We start from the raw sequence: 26,458 nt of genomic DNA on the forward strand, positions 1-26,458 counted from the left end.
ATTATGAATTCTGATACTTTTATAAAAGATATTGCTGATGGCAACACATTCAAAGGTGATTATATCACTTTAGGATCTGCGATGTTAGATGGTGAAACGATGACAAATGCGTATGTCAATGTACCATTAAAAACCATGAATAGACATGGTTTAATTGCTGGTGCAACAGGTACCGGAAAAACAAAAACACTTCAAGTTTTAGCAGAAAATCTTTCAGAAAAAGGTGTCCCTGTTTTGTTAATGGATATAAAAGGTGACTTAAGTGGCTTAGCAAAACCGAGTCCAGGTCATCCAAAGATTGATGAACGTCACAAAAAAATAGGCTTACCATTTGAGCCAAAAGCATTCCCTGTAGAAGTGATGACACTTTCTAAACAAGATGGTGTTCGTTTAAGAGCTACAATTAGTGAATTTGGACCAGTATTGATCTCAAGAATACTAAACGTAACTGAAACACAAGCAGGAATCATTTCTGTGATTTTTAAATATTGTGATGATAATAAACTACCTCTTTTAGATCTCAAAGATTTCAAAAAAATGCTGCAATATGCTACAAACGAAGGCAAAAAAGAGTTTGAAGATTCTTATGGTAGAATATCTACTGCTTCAACAGGAGCAATTCTTAGAAAACTTATAGAGATAGAGCAACAAGGTGGCGATATATTTTTTGGAGAAACTTCTTTTGATACGCAAGATTTACTTAGAGTTGATGAAAATGGTAGAGGATACATTAACATTATCAGGCTTACAGATATACAGGATAAGCCAAAGTTATTTTCAACATTTATGTTGAGTTTACTGGCTGAAATTTATTCAACATTCCCTGAGCAAGGAGATAGTGGACGACCAGAACTTATTATGTTTATTGATGAAGCACATTTAATTTTTAATGAAGCTTCAGATGCTTTACTAAATCAGATTGAAAGTATTGTGAAACTCATACGTAGTAAAGGTGTTGGTTTATATTTCGTAACTCAAAATCCAACTGATGTGCCTGAAGCAGTTTTAGGACAGTTGGGGCTAAAAGTTCAACATGCTCTAAGAGCATTCACAGCAAAAGATAGAAAAGCTATTAAGTTAACTGCTCAGAATTATCCTGACACTGAATATTATGACACAGCAGAGGTATTAACCTCTTTAGGAATTGGAGAAGCGTTAGTTTCTGCTTTAGATGAAAAAGGAAAACCCACTCCACTCGCTGCTACCATGATGCGTGCACCAATGAGCAGAATGGATATTTTAACTGAAGCTGAATTGGCAAACTTATTAGCACAATCTAAACTCGCAAAAAAGTACAATAAAGAGGTAGATAGAGAAAGTGCTTACGAAATGCTTAATGGAAAGATTGAACAAGCAGAAGCTGAGGAAGCTAAACAAAAAGCAAAAGAAGAAAAAGAAGCACTTAAAAAGGCAGAAAGCAAACGAAAAACAAGCTCTAGTAGAAGACGAAGCTCTAGACAAAACCCTATTGTTAAAGTCCTTTCTAGTCCAACAGTAATACGCAGTGTTCTAGGCATACTAACCAAATTACTTAGATAATTAAACCCTAAATCTTAAAATATGAAAAATACACTTTGCGCCCTTTTAATATGTGTACTACTACTAGCAAGCTGTGCTAAAGACGCAGCACCAAATCCGTTTTTAATTTCTAAAAATCATATTGGATTACTAACAGATTCTACTCAAGTAAGAGATTTAGAGACTATTTTTAGTAATGATTCTGTAGTACGATATATTGCTGGAGATGAATTTACTGGATCTGTAAATACTATCGAAGTTTTTGAAAAAACTGGTAAAAAATTGTTAGACTTATCTCCGAGAGAAGCACTAGATTCTACTTCAGTAATTTCTAGCGTTAGAATAATTGATGAACGTTATAAAACAGAAAAGAATATATCAACGCTAAGTACGTTTAAAGATATTAACGAAACTTATAAAATTTCAAAAATCGATAATCTTATCAATGCTATAGTAGTTTCTGTAAATGAAATTAATGCTTCATTTACTATAGATAAAACAGAACTACCAGCAAGTTTGCGATTTGATATGGATATGACAATTGATCCGATTCAAATTCCTGGAAAAGCGAAGATTAAATTTTTTATGGTGCATTGGTAAGTCGTAAGCAAAAATGAAAAAATACAAAATTCAGAACTCGCCATTCATAGTTCCTACTGATGATGGTAAGATCATAAAGGAACACTTTGGAAATGCTAGTGATGGTAATTCTGAAATCAGTATTGCGCATATGGTTGCACCTGCGGGTTGGAGCGAACCCTTTCAAACTCCAGAGTTTGATGAATATACTTTTATTATCAAAGGCAAAAAACAATTCGTTATTGATGATGAAACCATAGTGTTAGAAGCTGGTCAATCCATTAAAGTAGAAAAAAACACAAGACTCCAGTACTCCAATCCATTTACCGAACCTTGTGAATATATAGCAATCTGCTTACCTGCATTTTCTATGGATTCTGTAAATCGTGAAGATCAATAATATGAGCAGTTTCGTTATTAAATCTATAGGAAATGTACTCAATGCCACGAGTTTTATTTCGTCAAAATATGCTACAAAAAAAGCTTTAAATTTATTTGCCTCACCTCGTAAGGGACGTTACACTGATGAACAAATACCAACTATAGAATCAGCTTTTTTTGAAGAGTTGGATTTTGATGGTGGCTCTATAGCTACTTATCGCTGGATTGGCAAAAACAAGACTATTTTATTGGCTCACGGTTGGGAGAGTAATTCTTCTCGTTGGAGTTATACCTTAAGCGCACTAAAAGCAGAGGATTATAATATTATAGCTTTAGATGCTCCAGCACATGGAAAATCTAGTGGACGTCAATTTAATGCTGTTTTATATTCAGAATGTTTAGCTCTAGTGGCTCAAAAATTTAAACCTGAAGTTATCATTGGTCATTCAGTAGGCGGTATGGCTACAATATTTAGTATGCATAACCATGATTTACCTTTCGTAAAAAAGATTGTTTTACTTGGTGCACCTGCACATTTTACGGGTGTTTTTTCACGCTATAAATCAATGATGGGCTTCAATGGTAAAATCTCTAATGGTTTAGATCGCTTGGTTTTAGAACGCTTTAATAAGCCTGTGGATTATTTTTCTGCTGCAAACTTTTCTGAAAACATATCTGCTGAAGGTTTAATTATTCATGACAAAAAAGATAGAATCATCCCTTATGAAGATGCTTTGCTTTTTGCTAATCGTTATAAAAACTCCGAGTTGATTAGTACATCTGGCTTTGGTCATAGTCTAAAAGACACTTCTTTAATTCCAAAGATTATTGAGTTTATAAACTAGATTAACTATCGTACTTTTACATTATGTCACAAGAACTAAAACGTCTCAATAAATATCTAAGTGAAGCTGGTTACTGTTCGCGTAGGGAAGCTGATCGTTTAATCGATGCTGGTAGAGTAACGATTAACAATGTGGTTCCAGAAATGGGTACTAAAGTAGCATCAGATGATGTAGTGAAAGTTGATGGTGAAATTATTGGTCAGCGAGAACAAGATTTTGTCTATCTGGCTTTTAATAAACCTGTCGGTATCGTTTGTACAACAGATACTCGTGTAGAAAAAGACAACATCATAGACTATATTAATTACCCTAAACGTATTTTTCCAATTGGTCGCTTAGATAAACCCAGTGAAGGTTTAATCTTATTGACAGATGATGGCGATATTGTAAACAAAATTCTAAGAGCGAGTAATAATCACGAAAAAGAATATGTTGTTACAGTAGATCAGCCTATTTCGCAAACTTTCATTGAGCGTATGGCTGGAGGAATTTACCTTGAAGATTTAGGAAAGCGCACAAAAAAATGTGAAGTAAAAAAGGTTGATAAATTCACTTTTAGCATAATACTTACTCAAGGTTTAAATCGTCAAATCCGTAGAATGTGTGAGTATTTGAATTATGAAGTTCAGACATTAAAACGGGTTAGAATAATGAATATTAAACTCGATATGCCGCTGGGAAAATACCGAGAACTTACCAAAGAAGAGTTTAAAAAATTGAGCGAATTAATATTAGATTCTAAAAAAACCTTCGAAGCCCAGCAACATACTCCACGTAAAGATAGACGTTAATTAAATCCTAATTAACAGAGATATTGAGCACACGATTTTTAATTTTAAGAAAATCAACTCAATATGAAATCAATAACTTATCTAATTCTACTATTCTCTGTAGTGGGCTTTTCTCAAAACAATTATTCAGCTTCTGACACAAATCCATATGGCTTACCCAATCCAGAAGCACCCGAACAAATTAAAGATTACGAAGCTTTAATAGGCAAGTGCAATTGTAAATCTGTAGCTAGAAATCAAGACCAGACATGGGCAGATGCTGTTGATATGACTTGGGAATGGAAATACATAATGAATGGCATGGCTGTGCAAGACGAAACCATAAAAGCTGACGGCAAACATTCTGGAAGCATACGTCAATTCATTGCAGATAGTAGCAAATGGTATGTACACTATTATGCTTCAGGTTCACCTTCAACTAAATTACCAACTTGGGAAGGTAGTAAAACCGAAGATGGTAAGATTGTTTTATATCGTGATCAAAAAGCACCTAATGGCACTGAAGGTTGGTTCAGATTAACATTCTACGATATTAGTGATTTAGGCTACAAATGGGTAGGAGAATGGACAGATAAAACTGAAACTACAACATTTGCAACATGGAAAATTGATTGTAAAAGAGACACCGGAAATAGTTCGGATTTAGAAGTAATAAATAAAAATATATCAGCATTCTCACAAGCCTATATGGATGGAGATATTGCTGGTTTAGTGAATATGTACACTGATGATGGAATGATATTTCCAAATAACAGAAAAATCATGGTAGGCAAAACAGATTTGTTGTCTTACTGGACTATTCCTGAAGGTGTAACAATTCTTCATCATAAGGTTACACCAACCGAAATACATATTGAAAACGAGACTGCTTATGATTATGGTTATTACGAAGGAAAAACATTAACTAAAGACAAAAAAGAAGTGTCTTGGCAAGGCAAGTATGTCATCGTCTGGAAAAAAATAAATGGGATCTGGAAAATATATTTAGACATATGGAATAGTGTTGCTAATTAATTTTTATTTTTATTTTTAATGATAATCTATTTCAATTCTTAAAAAATGTCAAAAATATCCCCTTTTCATCTGGCAATACCTGTTCATAATTTAGAAGCATGCCGTAATTTTTACACTAACATTTTAAATTTTGAAGAAGGTCGAAGTGGTGACCATTGGGTTGACTACAACTTTTTTGGACATCAATTAGTTATTCACTACAAACCAAAAAGCAAAGAAGATTTACACACTAACACAGTAGATGGTAAAGATGTACCTGTTCCCCATTTTGGAGTTGTTTTAGATTGGAAAATATTTCAAGAATTTGCTGAATTATTAAAATCTAAAGGTATTATATTTATTATTGAACCTTACATTAGATTTGAAGGGCAAGTTGGTGAACAAGCTACTATGTTCTTTAAAGACCCATCTGGCAATGCTTTAGAATTTAAAGCTTTCAAAGACATGAGTCAGTTATTCACTAAGTGATTTTCTTTCTGAAAGATAAAATGGCAAATAGATTATTAGAAATAGTGGAATAATAATTAACTGACCAACCAGAATATAATATGGCCATTCACCAAAATAATCTAAAACAGAAGCTGATTTAGGTTTTTCATTTAAGTAGAAATAATTGGCATCTAAAATGTAATTTACAACCATCATCAACACTACATATACCTGAAGTGCTAAAAAGGATTTGAATACACTTTTAAATTTTGGTTTCATTTTAAATGCAAAAATGAAGTAAAATATAATAACGAGTAATCCTAAATGTGCAATCCAATATCTAAAATAATCAAAGCTAGGGAAGCCATCTGTGATATCTGGAGTAATAACAGCTTGCAGTGTTCCGCCTATAATCCAAAAGACTAAAAACTCAAACATAAGGTATTTACGATAATATGTGAATACAGGAATGAATAAAGCCATTAAACTACAGAGATAAAGCGGTAAGTCGGTTTTGAAGTTATAGTTATCGAAGAACATCCGATACAAATGAAAACTAACAACTGTAATAGATACAAACCAAGCAAAATAATGAATTACTCTTTGTTTCTGAACTTCATTAAAATTGTGATTAGAATATCTTATTAACCATATTGTAAAACCAATTGTAAAAATTATTGGCAACAAATGTTGTATACTTCCTATCGATACTGAATTTAGTGCGATAGAAAGTAGCTTAATAAACATAAGAAAGATTATCTATTATGCATTCTGTGTTGCTCTCTCGCTAATAACGTATTCTTCAATAACATGGCAATAGTCATTGGTCCTACTCCACCAGGAACTGGTGTAATAAAACTTGCTTTTTTACTGACATTTTCAAAATCGACATCACCAGTAATATGGTAGCCTTTTTCAGAATCATCTGGCACTCGCGTTATACCAACATCAATGATTACAGCATCATCTTTTACCATTTCCGCCTTTAAAAAGTTTGGTATACCCAATGCAGAAATAACTATATCTGCCTGTGAGGTAATTTGAGTAATATTTTTAGTATGACTATGTGTTAAAGTCACTGTAGAATTGCCCGGAAAGCCTTTGCGTCCCATTAAAATACTCATAGGACGACCAACGATATGAGAGCGACCAATGATAACCGTATGCTTTCCATCCGTTTCAACACCATAGCGATCTATTAATTCTAAAATACCAAAAGGTGTTGCTGGAATAAAGGTTGACATATCCAATGCCATTTTCCCAAAGTTGGTAGGATGAAAACCATCTACATCTTTATTAGGATCTACTGCCATTAGTACTTTTTGAGTATTAATTTGGCGTGGTAGTGGTAATTGGATAATAAAGCCGTCGATATCGTCATTTTTATTTAGCTCATCGATTTTATCCAACAACTCAATCTCACTTGTTGTATTAGATAAGCGGACCATGGTAGATTCAAAACCCACACGCTCGCAAGCTCTCACTTTACTACCAACATAGGTTAAACTAGCACCATCATTACCAACAATAACAGCAGCGAGATGTGGTACTTTCTCTCCATTAGCTATCATTTTATCAACTTCAGCTTTTATCTCATCCTTTATATCTCTGCTGGTTTTTCTTCCGTCTAGAATTGTCATGCTTTTTTAGTTTTCAGTCGCAGTCGCAGTTTTCAGTTGCTTTCTCTTATGTTGAAAATAGAAATTATTCTTCTTTTACTCCGAATTTGCCTGGATTGTTAATCATATAATTTATTAATTTACCAACTTCGAGTCCTCGGTTTGATAAATTTCTGTGTTCTTCTATTGAAATATAGTTACATTCTAAAGCAAAATCTAACCAAGTGCTTGTTTCAGAATTTTCACTATCTGCATCTGTAAGTTTACTAACAAAATGTTTAGGATATCTTCTTTTCCTATATGATTCAGATATATTAGCACAAACCGATCTAGAACTTCTTCTTACTTGGTCAGTTAAAGAATAGGTTTCTTCTTTAGGAAAAGACTTCGAAACTTTAAAAATATACATAGCCAAATCAAATCCTTTTTGATAAGCTAATAATTTCTTGAAATCCATATCTTTTAGTTTATTAATACTGCAAACTGAGACTGAGACTGCCGACTTCTAGCGCGGCATATTTTTCATAGCCTGCATCATACGTTTTCCGCCTCCGCCTTGCATCATTTTCATCATTTTACTCATTTGGGTAAATTGCTTCAATAATTGATTTACTTCTTGTACTGATGTACCAGACCCTTTTCCAATTCGTTTTTTACGACTTGCATTTATAACTGAAGGGTTAGAGCGTTCTTCTGGAGTCATAGAATGAATAATGGCTTCAATACCTTTAAAAGCATCGTCGTCGATATCCACATCTTTCATCATTTTTCCAGCTCCAGGTATCATGCCTATTAAATCCTTCATGTTACCCATTTTCTTAATTTGCTGAATCTGCTTTAAGAAATCATCAAACCCAAACTGGTTTTTAGCAATCTTCTTTTGAAGTTTGCGTGCTTCTTCCTCATCAAACTGCTCTTGTGCACGTTCAACAAGTGAAACAACATCTCCCATTCCAAGAATACGATCTGCCATACGAGATGGATAGAACACATCAATCGCTTCCATCTTCTCACCAGTACCAATAAACTTAATAGGTTTATTAACTACAGATTTAATTGAAATAGCTGCACCACCTCTCGTATCACCATCTAATTTTGTAAGGATAACACCATCAAAATTTAAAATATCATTGAAGGCTTTTGCTGTATTTACAGCATCCTGACCTGTCATAGAATCTACCACAAATAAAGTTTCTTGTGGCTGAATAGCTTTATGAATATTAGAGATTTCAGTCATCATAGCTTCATCAACAGCTAAACGACCAGCTGTATCTATAATAACGACATTATGTCCATTGGCTTTTGCATGCGCAATACCTGCTTGGGAAATTGCTACAGGATCATTGTTACCTCTATCACTAAAGACCTCAACACCTATTTGATCACCAACAACATGCAACTGATCTATTGCCGCAGGACGATAGACATCACAAGCCACCAATAAAGGTTTTTTTGTTTTTTTGTTTTTTAGGTAATTGGCAAGTTTACCAGAAAATGTTGTTTTACCAGAACCTTGTAAACCAGACATTAAAATAACGCTTGGTGTACCCGAGAGATTAATACCTTCAGCATCTCCTCCCATTAATTCAGTCAATTCGTCCTTAACGATTTTAACCATTAATTGACCTGGCTGAAGTGTAGTTAGTACATTTTGACCTAAGGCTTTTTCTTTAACTCTACTAGTAAACTCTTTAGCAATTTTAAAGTTAACATCGGCATCTAAAAGCGCACGTCTTACTTCCTTTAGAGTTTCGGCAACATTTACTTCTGTAATACTACCATGACCTTTCAGCACATGTAACGCTTTATCTAACTTATCGCTTAAATTATTAAACATAATCTTTATCTCTTTTTACAAGTTGCAAATTTAAGAATTTAGAAGAGATAAACGAATTCGATATACATAATTATATCTCTAATATGCTGAGAATTTTATAACAGAAAAGAGCTGCCTGGCGGTTGGCAACTCTTTTCATCAACTTAAACATACTAAAATTACTAACTTCTAGCGGTTCCTTTTATTAATTACAGTTTCTTTCTAAAACCAAAATATCATTTTCTCTATGCAGTTCTAATCTATCGGCTTCACATTCTACAACTAACCATTCTCCACTTATAGCCTGTATATTTGGACCAGCAACATTAGAGAATGTTACAATTACTCCTTCATCAGATTGTGATGTAGTCCACACGGCATCAATGGTGATTTCATTTGTGTAAATAACTACAATTTGACTATTGGTCTCAAAGTCGAAATTGTACTCCATTAAGTTATCACTTCCGTTATAATTAACAGCATTCCATATACATTCTGTTAGAAATGAATCTACATCTGTTTCAGAACAAGTTTCATTACAATTTATTACGAACAATTGTATAGGAAAAACTTCAATTTGATTATTGATTTCGACTCTAGTATAGATGGTTGACGAAATATCAGCTGTATTATATTCCGAAGGATTTACAATCGCATTTGTACCAGCGTCAGCATCTGCTTGTGTTTGATGATAGGTTACCACATCTGCGCTTGGTGTACAATTTGCAAAAGCTATTGTAAGGTCAAATGAATTTGGTCCATCAGTACCATTATCGCAAATTTCTATTACTGCATCAAAGCTTTGGAAACATTCAAAAAGGTTACAATTTTCAATAATTAAGGAGATTGTAAATATGTGCTCAACTGTATTAGTACTAACATTAATTACGGCACCGAAAACTGTAGTTGGATTTGCTGTATTTGTGTATGCTTGTGGATTAGAAATTGGATTCATATTATTTTGTGCATCGTTTAGAGTTTCAAAATAATAAATTCCATATATGGCAATATCTGGACCACATTCTTGGTTTGCAACAGTTAAATCAAAGGTTGCAAAATCCTCGTTATTCTCGCTACATGCAGTAATTTCGGTATCCACAAAACAGTCAAAATTATTGCACTCTTCAGTATTTAGATATATTGTAAAAACTTGGAAATTTCCACTTTCAGCTTCAATTCTTAAATATACCTCACCTTGTGCCGACACATATGATTCTGTATTTGAAATCGCATTGATATTATTCTGTGCATCAATTAAGCTTAAATGGAAAGATGCTAGAAAACTTGCATTACAGTCTATTAAACCAATTGTATTTGCACTTAGGTTGAATTCTGCTTCACCATTGGCAGTAATGCACTCTACAAGTTCAAAATCACTAAAGCAATTAAAAACTTCGTAGTCATTTTCTAAATCACAATTTTGATCTAATAGGATATAATTATTTCCGCTAACCAGATATAATTCTCCTTCTTCGCATTCAACAATTTGCCATTGTCCGTTTAAGACTTCAAATCCTTGTTGTAGTGTAAACTCAACAAATAGATTTGAAGCAATAGAAACTAAACTCCAAGTTCCTATTTCATTTTCTGTTCCATCATTGTTATCAGATAAGACTTGACCGTTAGGTGTAAAATAAACATATATAGGAATGACAGAATCTATGAGATTTGTTTGTAACTCCCATGCACATTCCTGAAGGTTAACTTGTATGTAATCTATAGAGCACCCTAAATCACCTTCACAATCTTGTTCTAGAACGAATGTGGAATCACCACGACTAATTTCTATACGATCATCATCACATTCTACTATTAACCAATCACCTCCTAGACTATCTTGAAAAGCCGTTAATTCCGAAAGTGTTAATATTAAACCATTATCTGTAGCTGACAAACTCCAAGTTCCACCAATTGCAGATGTTGCTGCTCCTTCAGTAATTAATAATTCGCCATTGGCATTAAATATCATTTGATAATTATTAAAATTACCTGTATCATTACTGAAATCCCAAGGACATTCTTGTAAAATACCACTGATTTCAGCTAGTGAACAATCTAAATCATCTTCACAATCTTGATCAAAAAACAAACCAGTTCCATCTACTGTGAGATGTTCAAATTTTAAGTCGTCATCGTCACATTCTACAACTAACCAATTCCCAAACTGTTGTTCGAAATAATAGAAAGAAGCGATATTAAGTTCTAAGCCATTATCGGTTTCAGTAAGTGCCCAAGTCGTAGTATACGAGTCTGCAAAAACTCCTTCTATAATTACATTCCCATTTTCATCAAAGTTAAATGTATAAGGACCGCTTAAATTCTCTAAATCATCATTGCTGTATAAATAGACTTCCCATGGACACTCCACTAAATTTAAAGCTACTTCTTCTTCGATACATTCATCTTCCTCTTCGCAATCGTCACTAGCTGCTTCAATAGCGTCTGCTAGTTCTTGGTTGGTGCTAACCTCAATAGTTTCTCCATTAGCATATTCTAGTGATACAGGATAGTTTAAACTTACAATCAATACATTTTCATCATCCTCTAATTCATCTAAGAAATTATACAAGGCTTCATCATTTTCAATAGTAACTGTATCGATTAAGTTAAACTGTGAATCAAATACTGAAAATGAAATCGGATAGACAAAATCTACACACTCAATGACATCATTTTCATCATCGCTACACTCATCAATTAAGTTTTCTAATTGGTCTTCGTTTTCTATAACCAATTCTGAGTAATCGCTAAAAATAATCGTGATTGGAAAGACAAAATCTAAAAAATTATTATCTTCATTAAAATCATCGAATAAATCCTCTAATAGTTCTAAATCTGTTTCGGTTTCAATTACGATAGTGATATCACTTACTATTATGGTTACTGGCAATTCTATAGAAAAACAACTCGACCCATCTAAAATGTTATCTGTAGCACCAAAGTGAGCTGATGTCCTACTCATAAGGTTAGACAAAGTAGAATTTGAAACAATGGTTTCTTGTGCTGTAGGATTATCAACATCTGATATCTCATCTTGACAGGTTGTAAAACTTAAAAGAGCAAAAAGGGCAAAAAGGGATAAGTAGTTGATTTTAGTTTTCATAGCTCAAATCTTTTAATCGATTTATTATAGAACAGATGAGACTAATATTCTCCTACCCTCTTATTTAAAAAATTTATTTATAATTTGTAACGGTCAAAACAACTATGAGCCAACCCATAAAAGATAACATTTGCGACGATTTGCTATTTGAGCGTTTATATAAAAAGCATTCAAAGAATCTCCATGATTTTCTATATTATAAATATGGTGATCATTTAAATCCGCAAGATAAAATGCAAGAAGCATTTATAAAGCTATGGCAAAATTGTGGCAAAATTATACCATCAAAAGCAAAGAGTTATTTATTTACCACAGCAAATAATCTAATGCTAAATGCGGTTGCACACCAAAAAGTTGTATTGAGATATAGCAAACGGCCTCAAAAAAATTCTACTAACGAATCACCAGAATTTGTACTACAAGAAAAAGAGTATCATGAAAAATTACAAAAAGCATTAAGTAATTTAACCGAAGCTCAACGTACTGCTTTTTTACTCAACAGAATAGAAGGCAAACGCTTTAAAGAGATCGCTATACTTTTAAACATTTCTAAAAAGGCCGTTGAAAAACGTATTTATGGAGCTTTGAAAAAGTTGCGTGAAGATATTGATGGAATTTGAAAAGTTTTAAATCTCAACTTTGGAATTTACCAAGGGTAGGATTTTTTTAGATTAAGCTGTTATATAAATGAAATCATGTTATGAATAGAGAAGAACTCATAAAAAAATGGTTAGATAATAACCTTAATACTGAAGAGCAAAAAGCTTTTGAGCAACTAGAGGATTATAACAAATTAATCCAAATGGATAATGCTCTGAAAGATTTTAAAGCCCCTAAATTCTCAGTTGATGAAACCTACAAAACCTTACAACCCAAACTTAAATCAAGTTCTACAAAATTTAATCGTTGGCTCAAACCGTTGCTAAAATTAGCCGCAGTTTTAGTGATTGGTATTACTATAAATTATTATACTTCTGCCATTGATACTAAAGTAGATACAAGTATAGCTCAGAAAACCTCAATTGAATTACCTGATGATTCTAGCGTAAAATTAAATGCTAATTCCTCAATAGCATTCAATGAAAGCAAATGGCAAGATAACAGAGTAGTAAAATTACAAGGTGAAGCTTTCTTTAAGGTAGCAAAAGGGGAAAAATTTGATGTTATCACTAATGATGGTATAGTTGCCGTATTAGGTACAAAATTTAATGTAAAACAACGCGAAAACTATTTTGAAGTGACATGCTACGAAGGTTTAGTTGCTGTAACTCATAGCGACAAAACTGTAGAATTAAAACCAGGATATACCTTTCAAATTATAGATGGGAAACTACTTGCAAATGAAAAAGAAAACACTACGCAACCTAGTTGGTTGCGTGATGAAAGTAGCTTTAAAAGTGTCCCTCTAAAGTATGTTATTTCTGAATTTGAAAATCAATACAATTTAAAAGTTAGCTCAGGAGATATTGATACATCACGATTATTCACAGGAAGTTTTACACACAAAAATTTAGATTTAGCATTGCAGTCTGTTACAATACCTTTAAATTTAAGCTACAGCAAATCTGGAAAATCTATCTTACTAAAGCGTGAATAAACTATTACAAGGTTTAGTTTTCTATTTTATCTTTATTACCTTTTGTAATCTTTCTTACAGTCAGACCCAACAGGAAAAACAGCCACTTGCTCAAATTCTTATTCAACTAGAAGAACGTTATGATATTAAGTTTTCTTTTGAAACCAAAACAATAGAAGGCATAATCATTGATTCTTTATATCCAGAACTTTCATTAGATCAAGCATTAAAGCAGCTTAGACAAGTTACTAATCTTAAATTCGAAATATTAAGTGATCGTTTTATAGCGATTACACCAAAAAAAGATGCTGAATTGAAAACAGCTACTCAACGTTTAGAAGAAGTTGTAGTCACTAATTATCTTACTAAAGGTATTTCTAAAACTAACAGCGGAACTATAGAAGTAGATACCAGAGCTTTCAATATTTTGCCTGGTTTAATAGAACCAGACGTCTTACAGATTGTACAAAATCTACCTGGAATTATAAGTGTAGATGAGCGTATTTCTAATATCAATGTAAGAGGTGGCACTAATGATCAAAATCTTATTTTATATGAAGGCATAAGGATGTACCAAACAGGTCATTTTTTTGGTTTAATTTCTGCATTTAACCCTTATTTATCGGAAGAAATTAACATCTCTAAAAATGGTACTAGTGTTAAATATGGTAATGGCGTTTCAAGTACAATTTCTATAAAAAATACGGACAATCTAGATCAAAAATTTAATGCTGGCATTGGAGGAAATCTGCTGAGTGTTGATGGGTTTGCTAAAATTCCGACATCTAATAAAACAGAGTTACAATTATCTCTTAGGCGCTCTTTTACTGATATTGTTGCTTCAACCACATATGATGCATACTTTGATCGCATTTTTAGGGATTCTGAATTAAATACATCAAACAATATTAATACATTGTTATCACTAGACGAGCGCTTTTTATTTTACGACTTTAACGCTAAATTTTTATATGACATAGATAAAACATCTAAGCTACGCATCAATGTGCTGAACATGTACAATAATTTGGATTACAATCAGGTATTTACAACTAATGAAAATAATTTTCAGGAAACTAGAAGCGCTCTAAACCAGATAAGTTATGGTATTAGCGCAAATTATTCAAAAGCATGGAAAGACGATATTAGTACTTCCGTTGAAGCCTATTATTCCAATTACGATTTAGATGCTGAAAGTAATGATGTTACAAACGAGCAACGCTTAAGACAAGAAAATAAAGTTGAAGATTATGGTATTCGTTTAGATATTTCTAAACTGGTCAGTGATGCTACTAAATTTAATGGAGGCTATCAGTTTAATGAAGTTGGTGTGACTAATTTAGAAGATGTTACAAATCCTAATTTCACAAGTTTAATAAAAGAGATTATTAGAACCCATGCTATATTTGGAGAGATAGAATGGTATTCTCCATCTCGCGACACTTACATACGCGCTGGCTCAAGAATTAGTTATTTTGAAAAATTATCTGAAGTATTAATAGAGCCAAGATTTACTATAAATCAGAAATTAGGGAAATACTTTAGATTAGAAATTTTGGGTGAACTAAAAAGTCAATCTATTGCTCAGATAATTGATTTACAACAAGATTTTTTTGGTATAGAAAAAAGGCGTTGGCAACTCGCCAATGGGAGTGATGTTCCTTTAATAACAAGTGAACAGATATCTTTAGGTGTGAGTTATAATCAAAATAATTTGTTGGTTTCTCTAGAAGGCTATTACAAAGGGGTAAATAATATTACATCTCGTAGTCAAGGTTTTCAAAACCAGTTTCAATTTACAAACGAAATAGGCTTTTATACTGTTAAGGGTATTGACTTTCTCATCAATAAACGCTTTAATGATTTTAGTACTTGGTTAAGCTATTCTTACAGTAAAAACGATTATCAATTTCAGAATTTGAATAGTGGCAATTCTTTTCCAAATACTTTAGATTTAAGACATGTTGCCAATACATCTTTAACTTATAATATAGATAATTTTAAAGTTGGTTTTGGCATCAATTGGCATTCCGGAAGACCATATACAACTCCTTTAGTGGTTCAAAATGATAGTAATTCTTCAATAGAATATGAATCTCCTAACAACTCAAGATTACCCGATTATTTTCGAACAGACATTTCAGCAATTTATGATTTTGAACTTTCTAGGGGTATAAACGCGGAAGTTGGAGCTTCAATTTGGAATATATTTAATCAAACCAACATTATTAATCGTTACTACACGTTCGATTCTGGTAATTCTGTAGTTGAAATTAATAATAGATCTTTAAAATTTACTCCTAATTTAAGTTTTAGAATCAATTTTTAGTTGTTAATTGTAACACCAACCAACCTTAATCAATGCGTATTAAAAGTTTTTTTAGACTCTTTATAACCTTCGCTGTACTCTATTCTTATCAAAATTCTTTTGGGCAAACAAAGGTTGATAATGACTATAAATCTATCTTTTATATACCCGAAATTCTTATCGGAAAAACATTAGACGCCAACTCGTTTTTTCCTGAAACTAAGCTACAAAAAAATCTTTTTTTAAGTATTGGACGTTATAACTTTGATAAAGACAAAGAATGGGCTGCTAGATTAAACTATCCGAAAACTGGAATTTCTTTTGGCTACACAGACTTTGGAAATTCTGTTAAAGTAGGCCATGCCTATTCCATATTACCATTTGTAGAATTTTCAATATTAAAAAAACGAATTAAAGGTTTAAACTTACAAATTGGTTTTGGTGCCTCTTATATGGATACACAATATAATGCCACAACAAATGAATTTAATAAAGCCATTACAACTAAAGTTAATTGGTCTTTTAGATCCTTTTTGTATTACGATGTTTTTAAATCTAATAAAATAACCGATTGGAGATTTGGACTAGGTTATCTACATCATTCTAATGGACATACCAGATTACCAAACCAAGGGTTAAATTCACTGGCCGCAAGTGTTTCTGCTAAAATAGATACTAAATCTGGTGAAACTACAAACTTAGAAAAACCATCTTTCACCTCTAAATCACAAAACTATTTATCATTTAGGTTTGGTATAGGACAAAATGTTCTTTCAGAAAAGTTCAATGTAAAAAAAGAGGTTTTCACCATTTCCGCTTCAGCTGGTAAAATTCTGAACAATACATTTAAATTTGGTGGTGGATTTTACTATAGGTTTTACGAACATTACTACGATTACATAAAAAATAATGAGACACTAGTTGATGAACAATTACCTCATTTTAAGGATAATCCTTATGGCTATGCCACAAATTTTGGGCTTTTCGCGACATCTGAATTATTACTAGACCACATCGGTTTTGAATTTGACCTTGGTGTAAACATATACAAACCATTTTACAAAATAGATTGGCAACTTAACCAAGGTTATTCGTATGAAAATGCAAATGGTGAAACCGTTGAAATTTTAGGAGAACTAGATTGGTATTACGAAATAAAGAGAACCGTATCTGCTAGAATGGGATTAAAATATTATTTATGGACAACTAACAAAGCACCTAAACATAATATATTTGTCGGAGCGCATATAAATGCCAATCTTGGTCAGGCAGATTTTACTGAATTAAGTATTGGTTATGTTTATCGTTTTAATTTAAAAGATTCAAAATTATGACAGAACAAGACTTATATAAATTAAGATTTCCCATTGGCGAGTTTAAAAAACCGGATGTAATAACTCAGCAATATATTACTGACTGGATAACATCCATTGAAGCTTTACCAAAATCTATTATCGCATTTACAAAAGGCCTCAGCGAAGAAGAATTGAATTATAAGTACAGACCAGATGGATGGACTATCAAACAGGTAGTTCATCACTGTGCAGACAGCCATATCAACAGTATTTTACGATTCAAATTGGCACTAACGGAAGATACACCAACCATTAGACCTTATTTCGAAGACCGTTTTGCCAAATTAGCTGATTATGATACATCAATAGACACCTCAATTTCCATTCTTACAGGCGTGCATCAAAAATTAGCTATTCTACTAAAAAAATTAAATAAAGAAGAGTTGAAGCGTGAGTTTGTTCATCCAGAACATGGTAAACACTTTTCTTTAGAAGAAACGATTGGAACATATGCTTGGCATAGTAATCATCATTTAGCACATATCAATCAAGCATTGAAGTATAAAGGAAAATTCAAATAAAAAACCCTGAAATAAATTCAGGGCTTTTTAATAAACATATATTGCTAATTAGTTAAGGTCTTCCATTAACAGTTTTAGACTTTTCCTTTTCTTTTTGCTTTTTGATATTTTTTCTAATTTTCTCAATAGCGGTTTCTATAGACTTATCTGGTTCAATTAAATTATATTCACCCCAAAAATTTGGATCTGAAAACCCAGAAATAGCATCTGTTATTATAACAGTTGGTCTCAGTTTATCTTTATTCTTAATTCGAATATCATTAGTATTAATTTCCCAATCAGTTACAGCCATTTCACTTGATAGAGTATATACTTTATTAAATATTTCTCTTTTTTTATTCACTTTGAACTTTAAGCTTAAGTTAGAATAACTGTAATACCATTTGTTTCCTTTAGCTTTATAATCTACTTTGTAAAGTGCCTCTAGAGGATATACTACCACATCACTAGGTTTCTTTTTAACTAATAAGTTTTTAGATTTTTTCATATTGCTAACGTCTAGTGCATAATTAGCACTAACTAATGCCAACGTTTGAACGTCTACAAACAACTTCCCGTTGTAATTAGCACTTAAGCTATTATTCTTGGATGAGAAATTAACAACATAAACGTTTCTGTTATTTATAGTAGAAGGTTCATCGAAAGAAAAATAATAACTAGGAATTGTTTCTTCTGTAAAAATATATTCAGGATACTTCATCACATCCAAATATATAGTAGAAAACGGACCACCTTGCAGTTTTACAGAAACCGTATCTAAACGTCTATAATCTGTACTTTTCCTAGCTTTACTTAGCTGTATAGCGTCACGTTGTTCTGATGCATTAGGTTGCTTTAAAATATTTACAACAGCCTCAGTTAAGGAAACATTTCTATTACGGCGCTTAATAGTTTCTCTGTAGAAAGCAGTCATATAAACTGACTCTTTATCCTTATTTCTATTCTTTTCCTCAAATATTCTTCTTACTAAATGCTCTGCATTTTTATAGGCAGAAACACTCACAGGAGATAATTGTGTTACAGCTTTATAAAGCTTTATTTTGTTATCTGTTCTAGACAGTTCAGATAAAGGTATAACACGTGTATTATAACCCAATGTTGACACCATAACTTTTGAATCTAGATATTTATTTAGCACCTTCAGTGTAAATTCTCCTTCGGAGTTTGTAATGGTGCCAATATTAGTTTCATTTATATTGAGACTTACTGCCTCTAATGCTTTATTAGAACTACCGTTAATTACTTTTCCACTAAACTCAGTAAAATCTACCTGAGCATGTAATGAAAACGCAACGAAAAACATGGCAAAGCATGTGCTGGCATAAAATTTTAAAAAGTGATATTTTTTCATAACAATTCTCATTTATTAAACAATTAAATTAGTCTATACTAAGATACGATAAAAGCATCAAGTTCTTCGTTTACAAAATGTTAAACTGTAAACAATAATTATTATTCACTCTTTTTTTGTTTTCTGAATGCAGAAGGTGTTTGATTTGAAAACTTTGTAAATGCCTTATAGAATGTCACCTTATTATTAAAACCACTTTCTAATGCAATGGCTTCAATCTTAAAATTACTGTACGCTGAGTCATGTAAATATTTTTTAGCAATTTCTACACGATGTTTATTAAGATAATCGTTAAAACTCTCAGATACATATTCTGAAAATGTTTGAGAGACATGATGCGGTTTTTCATCCAAAATCTTACCTAGTTTCGAAATGCTTAAGCCGCTATCTAAAAACAATAAATCCTCAGTAAATGCAGTTTCGATTTTAGATGTAATACGTTGCATGTCCTTTACTGAGAGGTTAGAACCAAAGTATTTTTTTCGTATTTGTTTTAAAAAATCTGGATTTTTAAAAAGTAGATAACCAACACCAAAAATTAAAAGTGTGAGAATTAGATAGTACGACGCAAAATCCCTCCAGTTATTTGCAAAATGCGTTAAATAAGAAATTAATATTGTAGAACAAACATATGCTAACACCATAAATAGTGAATAATTTTGTTGCTTTTTTGTTAGCTCAAACCTTTTAAGATAAAGCAAAAATGAACATCCTATAGCATATATTACCATTTGAAAAACCAAAAAGTAATTCCATAGCATTGTCCTATTGATAAAGTTTTCATTTATATATTCTCCACGTAACTTCCCCTCCATTAATAACACATCGCCATAACCAATCCAAAAAATTAGTATTGGAAGCAAGTGCAATGCATCTATAAATCGTAATTTTTGTTTATTCTGAATTAAACACTGCAAATGAACAAACAACAAAGGACCAAAAAGAAAAGCAACTTCATAATAAAACCAGCTTCTAAACTCTGGATATAACAATGAAAGTGAGCCAGAGCCGTAAAGGAATAATAAAATATGAAAACCTACCAAAGCAATGAGCAAAGACAATGTAGTAATTCTAAGCGTACGCGCTTTAAAAAACACACCTCCAGCTACAAAAAAGGCAATAAAAACTTGAGTAAATAATATGTAGCGAATAATTTCCAATGTGTCCTATTTGAGTTAACACAATGTAATATTAAATTTTGGAGTTGACAAGAAGTCTACATACGCTCAGGCACGTCTATCCCTAAAACACCAAATGCATTTTTAATGATTTGACTAACGGATTTAGACAATGCAACTCTAAAATCTCTTTCCACATCAGTATCTGCTCCAAGAATAGAAACATTTTGATAAAATGAATTGAAATCTTTCACCAAATCATAAGTGTAATTGGCAATCAATGCAGGACTATGTTGCTCTGCTGCATTTTGTATCACTTCAGGAAACAGCTCCAGTTGCTTTATTAGTTGTTTTTCTTTTTCGTGTAAGACAATCTGGTTGTTAAGCGAATTCGAAGCTTTATCTAATTTAGAATCAGCCTTTCTTAAAATAGACTGAATTCTAGCATAAGTATATTGAATAAATGGCCCTGTATTCCCTTGAAAATCTATTGATTCTTTAGGATCGAATAGAATTCGTTTTTTCGGATCTACTTTTAAGATATAATATTTCAAAGCTCCTAAGCCAATAGTTTTATAAAGTGTTTTCTTTTCGTCTTCTGAGTAGTCTTCGAGTTTACCTAATTCGTTAGAAATCTCTTCTGCAGTATCTGCCATTTCTCGGATTAAGTCATCAGCATCTACAACAGTTCCTTCTCTACTCTTCATTTTCCCACTTGGTAAATCTACCATACCATAACTTAAATGAAATAGATGTTTTGCCCAATCGAAACCGAGTTTCTTTAATATTAAGAACAACACCTTAAAATGATAATCTTGTTCGTTACCAACAGTGTAAACCATTCCGCCAACATCTGGATAATCCTTAATACGCTGAATAGCTGTACCAATATCTTGGGTCATGTACACGGCTGTACCATCACTACGCAATACTATTTTTTCATCTAATCCATCTTCGGTTAAATCGCACCAAACCGAACCATCGTCTTTCTTAAAGAAAACTCCTGTTTTAAGTCCTTCCGCAATGAATTCTTTTCCTAACAAATAGGTTTGGCTTTCGTAATAATATTTGTCAAAGTCAACACCAATATTTTTATAAGTTTCTTCAAAACCTTCATATACCCAAGCGTTCATTTTTTCCCAAAGAGCAACGACGTCTTCATCACCGGCTTCCCATTTAATAAGCATTTCTTGGGCAGCAAGCAAAATTGGCGCACTCTTTTTAGCTTCTTCTTCAGATTTACCTTGAGTTACTAATTCTGAAATTTCAGCTTTGTAAGCTTGGTCAAACTTTACATAATAATTACCAACCAGCTTATCACCTTTTAATCCAGTGGATATCGGTGTTTCACCATTTCCAAATCGTTCCCAAGCTAACATACTCTTACAAATATGAATGCCTCGATCATTAATGATTTGGGTTTTGTAAACCTTCTTACCTGAGGCTTTTAAAATTTCAGCTACACTATAACCTAAGAGCACATTTCTCACATGTCCTAAATGCAAAGGTTTGTTGGTATTTGGTGAAGAGTATTCTACCATAATGGCTTTATCATCCTTTGGTTCAGCAAAACCATAATTTTGATTACCATTTATACTTTTAAAAAAGTTAATGTAATACGAATCATCAATTTCAATATTTAAAAAGCCTTTAACAACGTTGAACCCTTTAACTAAATCTACATTATCCTGCAGATACTGTCCAACTTGCTCGCCAATTACAGCTGGATTTCCTTTTACCACACGTAACATTGGGAATACCACAACCGTAATATCTCCAGCAAACTCTTTTCGAGTGGCTTGAAACTCTACCGATTCTAATTCTGATTGAAACAAAGCTTTTATGGCTGCTTTTACGTGTAATTCTAAAGTCTCTTGAAGATTCATTCCTTGCTTCTGTTTAGGTATTTAAAACGCTTGCAAAGATAGAAGTTTTATTAAGATTTTATACATCTAAGTTTCTTAACTAGATAAGACTGAAATATGACTAAATTCGAATAAGAATTATCGGTTTAACTCTACTATTAAAAATTGAAAATTAAACAGAAACCCAACACTCAGATCATGTTAAATAACTATATATCAACATTTTAAATAAACCATGCATTTCATCGATGATTGTGTAGTTTTTCTATGATTTATGCCGTTAATCGATAGAGCATTTTTTTTCTGAATTTCGTCTGTCACTTCGTCTAATTTATTGGTAGTAAATCCTAAATATTAGTATATTCGAGCACTAAGTGGCACTTTTGGAAGGCTATTAATCAATGTCCCAAACATTAATGAGGCTTAATTATAAAACATTAACCCAGTTGTTATTGTTTAGTGTTGACTTACTTTTGGCATCCCTCTATAAAAGTTTTACACACCAAAACATCGCAATTCGTTTTAACGCTATCAAAGCATGAGGCAGTTACTGACATTAGCTGCTAGTATTTTGTCCTTATTTATTTTTTCACAAAACGAAAAGATAGATGAGCTAAAGGTGCAGTTAGCGTATCAAAAACAAGACTCTACTAAGGTGGATATGTCGTTAATGCTCATTAGCGAACTATATGCCATAGAAGATTATAATATAGCACTACTCTATGTTAATGAAACCTCAAAACTTTCTGAAGAAATAAATTATACTAAAGGACTTGCAGAAAGCAACTATTATAGAGCTTTAATATATGCAAATCGCAACGATTATTTTAACGCCATAGATAATTATAACAAATCTAAATCGTATTATTCTCAGATTAGAGATACTCTTGGAGTAGCTAGAGTGAGTAATAGCATTGGTCTCTTAGAGATTAAGCGTGGAAATTATGGAGTTGGTCTTCAAAACTCGTTATCTGCAATTGATATTTTTGAGAAACAAGATTTAAAAGAGGAATTAAGTACAGCTTATAACAATCTTGCTGAAGCTTATTTCAAAACCAATCAAAATGATAAAGCGATAGATTTTAATCTCAAAGCACTCGAAGTTCGCGAAAAAATTAATGATAAAGCTGGTATTATAACTTCTACTAAAAATATAGCGGAATTGTATTCCATACTCAAGGAGCACCGTAAATCTATTGAATATTACGAAAAGGTATTAGACCTTTTAAATCCTGAAACTGATAAAGATTTACGAGGTGAAATTCTTCCTAAGCTAGGTAGTGAGTACTTGCGTTTTAAAGAATATGATAAAGCGTCAGAATATTTGGTAGAAGGTTTAAAATATAATAGAAAACAAGGTAATAGTGAAGGCATTTTAAGAGCCTTGAATGCCATTGGAAATTTAAATCTTCAGAAAAAGAAAGTAAAACTAGCTGCACAACAATTAGATGAAGCCTATAAAATTGCTCAAAAAATTGATAATAAAACCGAGCTTTTAGAGAATTATAAACTTCATGTAGCATTAGATTCTACTCGTGGCTATTTTGAAAATGCATTCTTCTGGAAAAATAAATATCATAGTTTAAAAGATTCACTTACTCTGGTCGATCAACCTGTTTTCCCAACAGATATAGATCCACTGGATTTAAAAATGAATAATCCTATTGAAGAGAATATTAATAACTTCGAAAATAAAACCTCAAAAACCACCTGGCTTAATAATCCTTGGGTATTATATGGAACTATTGCAGCACTAGCAGTTTTATTATCACTTTTGATATTTAGTCTCTTAAAAACTAAATCTCACAAGGACGAACTAATAAAGCAAAAAGATATGCTGGCCAAAGAACAGAAAAGAAGTGAAGCTATTTTAGAACAAACTCATCATTTAGAAGAAGTTAACCAAGTAAAGGATAAATTATTCTCTATTGTTTCTCACGATTTAAAAGATTCTATTTCATCAATAAAAGCATTTTTAGACTTATTGAAAGAAGATAGTATTTCTAAAGATGAATTTTACGAATTGATCCCAGAATTAAGTGAAAATGCCAATAACGCATCTTCGCTTTTATTTAATTTATTAAACTGGTCTAAATCGCAAATGCAAAATTTAGAACCAAAACCAGAGCTGTTTAATATTCAGGACGTATTTCATAATAAAATAGCATTAGTTGAGCAAAAAGTTGAAGACAAACGAATTGTGCTTATTGATGAGTCTCAGCACGATTTAATCTACGCAGATAAAAGCATGGTAGAAATTGTTATTCAAAATTTAATTACTAATGCTGTTAAATTTAGTAGAACTGGAGATGTGATTACAGTATCCAACCAGGATGTAAATGGTAAAGCACTCATATGTGTGGAAGATACTGGAGTAGGTATTTCTAAAGAAAATATAGACAAACTCTTTAATGCCAACAAAAACTTTACTACTGTTGGTACTAAGAACGAAAAAGGTACAGGTTTGGGCTTAACTATTGCCAAAGATTTAGTTGAACTAAATAATGGTAGAATTTGGGTAGAAAGCACTCAAAATGTAGGCAGCAAATTCTTTGTTGAACTTCCAAAAACTACACCAAAGGCTTAGTAAATATTGTCTATATTTAGATTCTAAAATATAGAATCATGAAAAACTTATTTCCAATTTTAATTGTACTTTTTTCTATTTACGGTTGTAAGAACGAAACAAAAGCAGAAGCCAAAGAAGATGCTGAACTCAAGGAATTATTCGCTTTAATGCAAGGCTCATTTAATTCTGAAATACAAGCACAAGTTGATTCTTCATATTATAATATATCTCTTCACATGTATCCTATATGGGAAGAAAAAGGAAATTTTCTATATGTAGAACAAGCAATGAATAGCAGGCAAAGTAAACCTTATCGTCAACGAATCTATGAAGTGACTAGGCAATCAGATACTACATTTAGCTCTGCTGTCTATAAGCTGGATGTAGATTCATTATGGATAGGTAAATGGAAAACACCTAAAGCTTTTGATTCTATCTCATTAAAAGATATTGCCTTAAAAGAAGGTTGTGAAGTTATCCTTAAACGTATTTCGTCAAATCATTTTATGGGGAAAACTGGAGATGACACTTGCTCAAGCACAATGAATGGAGCATCCTTTGCTCGAAGTGAAGTTGAAATCTTAGAAGATAAGATTATTTCTTGGGATCGTGGTTTTGATGCTAATGGTGAATACGTTTGGGGAGCTGAGAAAAGTGGTTATATTTTTAATAAACTAGACTAAACTTTAGGTAAAAATACCTCCGCCATCATACAACGTGCACTTCCGCCTCCACAAGTTTCAATAGTCTCCAACGAACTAGATAGTATAGGGCAATATTTTTCTATACTTTTTACTTGGTTAGGAGTTAAACTGTTATGAGCGGCTTCGCTCATCACCAAGTAACGTTTATCGTTATGACCCCTTAGCTGTAGCATATTACCTGCAAATTGATGCATTTGTGTTTCGGTAATAGAAATGATCTCTTTACCATCTTGCTTTAAATGCTTTACCACATTTTTGCGTTCTTTTTTATCATCGATAGCATCTAAACAAATTACAGCAAAGTTCTCAGCCAAACACATCATTACATTAGTATGGTATATAGCTAAACGCTTCTCTTCAACAGTTTGATATGCTGTAAAGATCACTGGAGTATACTCAAAGTCTTCACAAAATTCTATAAATAAATCCTCGTCGGCTCTTGGAGATAATGCACAATAAGCTTTCCTATTTGCACGATCTAAAACTATACTTCCTGTACCCTCTAAAAAAATCCCTTCGTGCTCGGCAGAGGTATAATCGATAATGTTTTCAATTTTAAAGCCCTCCTCTTCTAACCTAATAAATACTTCATCTCGTCGCTCTCGTCTCCTGTTCTCAGCAAACATTGGATATTTTGCCACATCACCGTTGCTATGAAAACTCACCCAGTTATTAGGAAAAATAGAATCTGGAGTGTCCATTAATTTATCATCATTTTCTACAATCACATTAATACCAACAGCTCTTAGTTTTTCAACAAAAGCATCAAATTCCTTCTGCGCTTTTTCATTAATTTCAGTGTTTTTTAAACTTAAATCTTCCTGAAAATAATTGTTTACAGCCGTTTGTTCATTCATCCTAAAATTTACAGGACGAATCATTAAAATAGTATTTGTGGTTTGTTGCATTTCTAGAATTTTGAAGGTGATGCAAAATTAATCTTTTTTACGATTTGAAAATCACCTCAACCCGCTTTATTTAGTTAAAATCATTAAG

Annotated in this window: 23 protein-coding genes; 14 read left to right on the plus strand and 9 right to left on the minus strand. The window is 32.3% G+C overall.

Features of this window, described 5'->3' with window-relative positions; translation table 11 throughout:
• The first annotated feature begins 3 nt into the window (after window positions 1–3).
• From Q0822_RS15525 to Q0822_RS15555, 7 genes are all read left to right on the plus strand, one after another.
• Window positions 4–1,539: a helicase HerA-like domain-containing protein gene (locus Q0822_RS15525; protein WP_299125360.1), complete on the plus strand. Its 1,536-nt coding sequence runs from the start codon at window positions 4–6 to the stop codon at window positions 1,537–1,539.
• A 21-nt stretch (window positions 1,540–1,560) separates the two neighbouring features.
• On the plus strand, window positions 1,561–2,118 hold the full coding sequence (locus Q0822_RS15530) for a hypothetical protein (protein ID WP_299125362.1): 558 nt from the start codon (window positions 1,561–1,563) through the stop codon (window positions 2,116–2,118).
• 13 nt (window positions 2,119–2,131) lie between these two features.
• The gene (locus Q0822_RS15535) at window positions 2,132–2,497 is read left to right on the plus strand and encodes a cupin domain-containing protein (RefSeq protein WP_299125364.1); all 366 of its coding nucleotides are present in this window, start codon (window positions 2,132–2,134) and stop codon (window positions 2,495–2,497) included.
• A gap of 1 nt (window position 2,498) precedes the next feature.
• The gene (locus Q0822_RS15540) at window positions 2,499–3,323 is read left to right on the plus strand and encodes an alpha/beta hydrolase (protein ID WP_299125366.1); all 825 of its coding nucleotides are present in this window, start codon (window positions 2,499–2,501) and stop codon (window positions 3,321–3,323) included.
• Between the two features lie 23 nt (window positions 3,324–3,346).
• Complete coding sequence (gene rluF, locus Q0822_RS15545; RefSeq protein WP_299125368.1) at window positions 3,347–4,114, plus strand: 23S rRNA pseudouridine(2604) synthase RluF; 768 nt, start codon at window positions 3,347–3,349, stop codon at window positions 4,112–4,114.
• A 63-nt stretch (window positions 4,115–4,177) separates the two neighbouring features.
• Window positions 4,178–5,128, plus strand: coding sequence for a DUF4440 domain-containing protein (locus tag Q0822_RS15550; RefSeq protein ID WP_299125371.1), 951 nt, complete (start codon window positions 4,178–4,180; stop codon window positions 5,126–5,128).
• A 45-nt stretch (window positions 5,129–5,173) separates the two neighbouring features.
• Window positions 5,174–5,596, plus strand: coding sequence for a VOC family protein (locus Q0822_RS15555; RefSeq protein WP_299125374.1), 423 nt, complete (start codon window positions 5,174–5,176; stop codon window positions 5,594–5,596).
• Here Q0822_RS15555 and Q0822_RS15560 read toward each other — a convergent pair.
• From Q0822_RS15560 to Q0822_RS15580, 5 genes are all read right to left on the minus strand, one after another.
• Window positions 5,582–6,304 carry a TIGR02206 family membrane protein gene (locus Q0822_RS15560; protein WP_299125377.1) on the minus strand — a complete coding sequence of 241 codons (723 nt, stop codon included), beginning with the start codon at window positions 6,302–6,304 and terminating at the stop codon, window positions 5,582–5,584. The two genes, Q0822_RS15555 and Q0822_RS15560, sit on opposite strands and share 15 nt — an antisense overlap.
• 8 nt (window positions 6,305–6,312) lie before the next feature.
• Entirely contained in the window at window positions 6,313–7,197 is an 885-nt protein-coding gene (locus Q0822_RS15565) for a tetrahydrofolate dehydrogenase/cyclohydrolase catalytic domain-containing protein (RefSeq protein ID WP_299125379.1), read from the minus strand.
• Window positions 7,198–7,261: 64 nt separating this feature from the next.
• Window positions 7,262–7,633: a four helix bundle protein gene (locus Q0822_RS15570; RefSeq protein ID WP_299125382.1), complete on the minus strand. Its 372-nt coding sequence runs from the start codon at window positions 7,631–7,633 to the stop codon at window positions 7,262–7,264.
• A 48-nt stretch (window positions 7,634–7,681) separates the two neighbouring features.
• Window positions 7,682–9,013, minus strand: coding sequence for a signal recognition particle protein (ffh, locus tag Q0822_RS15575; protein ID WP_299125384.1), 1,332 nt, complete (start codon window positions 9,011–9,013; stop codon window positions 7,682–7,684).
• Window positions 9,014–9,197: 184 nt separating this feature from the next.
• A complete protein-coding gene (locus Q0822_RS15580; RefSeq protein ID WP_299125386.1) occupies window positions 9,198–12,095 on the minus strand; it encodes a hypothetical protein in 2,898 nt (965 codons plus the stop codon).
• Between the two features lie 104 nt (window positions 12,096–12,199).
• Between Q0822_RS15580 and Q0822_RS15585 the strand changes: the two genes are divergently transcribed.
• The 5 genes from Q0822_RS15585 (at window position 12,200) to Q0822_RS15605 (ending at window position 17,855) form a co-directional block, all read left to right on the plus strand.
• On the plus strand, window positions 12,200–12,715 hold the full coding sequence (locus Q0822_RS15585; RefSeq protein ID WP_299125388.1) for a sigma-70 family RNA polymerase sigma factor: 516 nt from the start codon (window positions 12,200–12,202) through the stop codon (window positions 12,713–12,715).
• Window positions 12,716–12,795: 80 nt separating this feature from the next.
• Window positions 12,796–13,692 (plus strand): FecR domain-containing protein, encoded by an 897-nt coding sequence (locus Q0822_RS15590; RefSeq protein WP_299125390.1) that lies wholly within the window; start codon window positions 12,796–12,798, stop codon window positions 13,690–13,692.
• Window positions 13,685–16,000 carry a TonB-dependent receptor gene (locus Q0822_RS15595; protein ID WP_299125393.1) on the plus strand — a complete coding sequence of 772 codons (2,316 nt, stop codon included), beginning with the start codon at window positions 13,685–13,687 and terminating at the stop codon, window positions 15,998–16,000. Before Q0822_RS15590 ends, Q0822_RS15595 begins: the two co-directional genes overlap by 8 nt.
• A gap of 32 nt (window positions 16,001–16,032) precedes the next feature.
• Window positions 16,033–17,313 carry an acyloxyacyl hydrolase gene (locus tag Q0822_RS15600; protein WP_299125394.1) on the plus strand — a complete coding sequence of 427 codons (1,281 nt, stop codon included), beginning with the start codon at window positions 16,033–16,035 and terminating at the stop codon, window positions 17,311–17,313.
• Window positions 17,310–17,855: a YfiT family bacillithiol transferase gene (locus Q0822_RS15605; RefSeq protein WP_299125396.1), complete on the plus strand. Its 546-nt coding sequence runs from the start codon at window positions 17,310–17,312 to the stop codon at window positions 17,853–17,855. The genes Q0822_RS15600 and Q0822_RS15605 overlap by 4 nt, the downstream gene beginning before the upstream one ends.
• A 52-nt stretch (window positions 17,856–17,907) precedes the next feature.
• Here Q0822_RS15605 and Q0822_RS15610 read toward each other — a convergent pair whose 3' ends face one another.
• The 3 genes from Q0822_RS15610 to argS all read right to left on the minus strand — a co-directional run bounded on the left by Q0822_RS15610 (window position 17,908) and on the right by argS (window position 22,210).
• Window positions 17,908–19,206 (minus strand): carboxypeptidase-like regulatory domain-containing protein, encoded by a 1,299-nt coding sequence (locus Q0822_RS15610; RefSeq protein ID WP_299125399.1) that lies wholly within the window; start codon window positions 19,204–19,206, stop codon window positions 17,908–17,910.
• Window positions 19,207–19,307: 101 nt separating this feature from the next.
• Window positions 19,308–20,366, minus strand: coding sequence for a helix-turn-helix domain-containing protein (locus tag Q0822_RS15615; RefSeq protein WP_299125401.1), 1,059 nt, complete (start codon window positions 20,364–20,366; stop codon window positions 19,308–19,310).
• 56 nt (window positions 20,367–20,422) lie between these two features.
• A complete protein-coding gene (gene argS / locus Q0822_RS15620) occupies window positions 20,423–22,210 on the minus strand; it encodes an arginine--tRNA ligase (RefSeq protein WP_299125403.1) in 1,788 nt (595 codons plus the stop codon).
• Between the two features lie 517 nt (window positions 22,211–22,727).
• On the opposite strand from argS, the gene Q0822_RS15625 reads away from it, so the two are divergent.
• Window positions 22,728–24,776, plus strand: a complete 2,049-nt coding sequence (locus Q0822_RS15625; protein ID WP_299125405.1) for a tetratricopeptide repeat-containing sensor histidine kinase — start codon at window positions 22,728–22,730, stop codon at window positions 24,774–24,776.
• A 38-nt stretch (window positions 24,777–24,814) separates the two neighbouring features.
• Window positions 24,815–25,441 carry a chromophore lyase CpcT/CpeT gene (locus tag Q0822_RS15630; RefSeq protein WP_299125406.1) on the plus strand — a complete coding sequence of 209 codons (627 nt, stop codon included), beginning with the start codon at window positions 24,815–24,817 and terminating at the stop codon, window positions 25,439–25,441.
• On the opposite strand, the gene ctlX is transcribed toward Q0822_RS15630, so the two are convergent.
• A complete protein-coding gene (ctlX, locus tag Q0822_RS15635; RefSeq protein ID WP_299125409.1) occupies window positions 25,438–26,370 on the minus strand; it encodes a citrulline utilization hydrolase CtlX in 933 nt (310 codons plus the stop codon). The two genes, Q0822_RS15630 and ctlX, sit on opposite strands and share 4 nt — an antisense overlap.
• Between the last annotated feature and the right edge of the window lie 88 nt (window positions 26,371–26,458).

It is taken from the genome of uncultured Winogradskyella sp. (assembly GCF_947496485.1).
Taxonomy (GTDB): Bacteria; Bacteroidota; Bacteroidia; order Flavobacteriales; family Flavobacteriaceae; genus Winogradskyella.

Excerpts from the sequence above, each read along its gene's own strand:
- Q0822_RS15555 (WP_299125374.1), top strand. The coding sequence starts at position 5,174 with ATGTCAAAAATATCCCCTTTTCATCTGGCAATACCTGTTCATAATTTA.
- Q0822_RS15605 (WP_299125396.1), top strand. The coding sequence starts at position 17,310 with ATGACAGAACAAGACTTATATAAATTAAGATTTCCCATTGGCGAGTTT.
- Q0822_RS15570 (WP_299125382.1), bottom strand. The coding sequence starts at position 7,633 with ATGGATTTCAAGAAATTATTAGCTTATCAAAAAGGATTTGATTTGGCT.
- Q0822_RS15560 (WP_299125377.1), bottom strand. The coding sequence starts at position 6,304 with ATGTTTATTAAGCTACTTTCTATCGCACTAAATTCAGTATCGATAGGA.
- Q0822_RS15565 (WP_299125379.1), bottom strand. The coding sequence starts at position 7,197 with ATGACAATTCTAGACGGAAGAAAAACCAGCAGAGATATAAAGGATGAG.
- Q0822_RS15625 (WP_299125405.1), top strand. The coding sequence starts at position 22,728 with ATGAGGCAGTTACTGACATTAGCTGCTAGTATTTTGTCCTTATTTATT.
- Q0822_RS15630 (WP_299125406.1), top strand. The coding sequence starts at position 24,815 with ATGAAAAACTTATTTCCAATTTTAATTGTACTTTTTTCTATTTACGGT.
- Q0822_RS15525 (WP_299125360.1), top strand. The coding sequence starts at position 4 with ATGAATTCTGATACTTTTATAAAAGATATTGCTGATGGCAACACATTC.
- Q0822_RS15610 (WP_299125399.1), bottom strand. The coding sequence starts at position 19,206 with ATGAAAAAATATCACTTTTTAAAATTTTATGCCAGCACATGCTTTGCC.
- Q0822_RS15585 (WP_299125388.1), top strand. The coding sequence starts at position 12,200 with ATGAGCCAACCCATAAAAGATAACATTTGCGACGATTTGCTATTTGAG.
- argS (WP_299125403.1), bottom strand. The coding sequence starts at position 22,210 with ATGAATCTTCAAGAGACTTTAGAATTACACGTAAAAGCAGCCATAAAA.
- ctlX (WP_299125409.1), bottom strand. The coding sequence starts at position 26,370 with ATGCAACAAACCACAAATACTATTTTAATGATTCGTCCTGTAAATTTT.
- Q0822_RS15535 (WP_299125364.1), top strand. The coding sequence starts at position 2,132 with ATGAAAAAATACAAAATTCAGAACTCGCCATTCATAGTTCCTACTGAT.
- rluF (WP_299125368.1), top strand. The coding sequence starts at position 3,347 with ATGTCACAAGAACTAAAACGTCTCAATAAATATCTAAGTGAAGCTGGT.
- Q0822_RS15600 (WP_299125394.1), top strand. The coding sequence starts at position 16,033 with ATGCGTATTAAAAGTTTTTTTAGACTCTTTATAACCTTCGCTGTACTC.
- ffh (WP_299125384.1), bottom strand. The coding sequence starts at position 9,013 with ATGTTTAATAATTTAAGCGATAAGTTAGATAAAGCGTTACATGTGCTG.
- Q0822_RS15540 (WP_299125366.1), top strand. The coding sequence starts at position 2,499 with ATGAGCAGTTTCGTTATTAAATCTATAGGAAATGTACTCAATGCCACG.
- Q0822_RS15590 (WP_299125390.1), top strand. The coding sequence starts at position 12,796 with ATGAATAGAGAAGAACTCATAAAAAAATGGTTAGATAATAACCTTAAT.
- Q0822_RS15550 (WP_299125371.1), top strand. The coding sequence starts at position 4,178 with ATGAAATCAATAACTTATCTAATTCTACTATTCTCTGTAGTGGGCTTT.
- Q0822_RS15580 (WP_299125386.1), bottom strand. The coding sequence starts at position 12,095 with ATGAAAACTAAAATCAACTACTTATCCCTTTTTGCCCTTTTTGCTCTT.
- Q0822_RS15530 (WP_299125362.1), top strand. The coding sequence starts at position 1,561 with ATGAAAAATACACTTTGCGCCCTTTTAATATGTGTACTACTACTAGCA.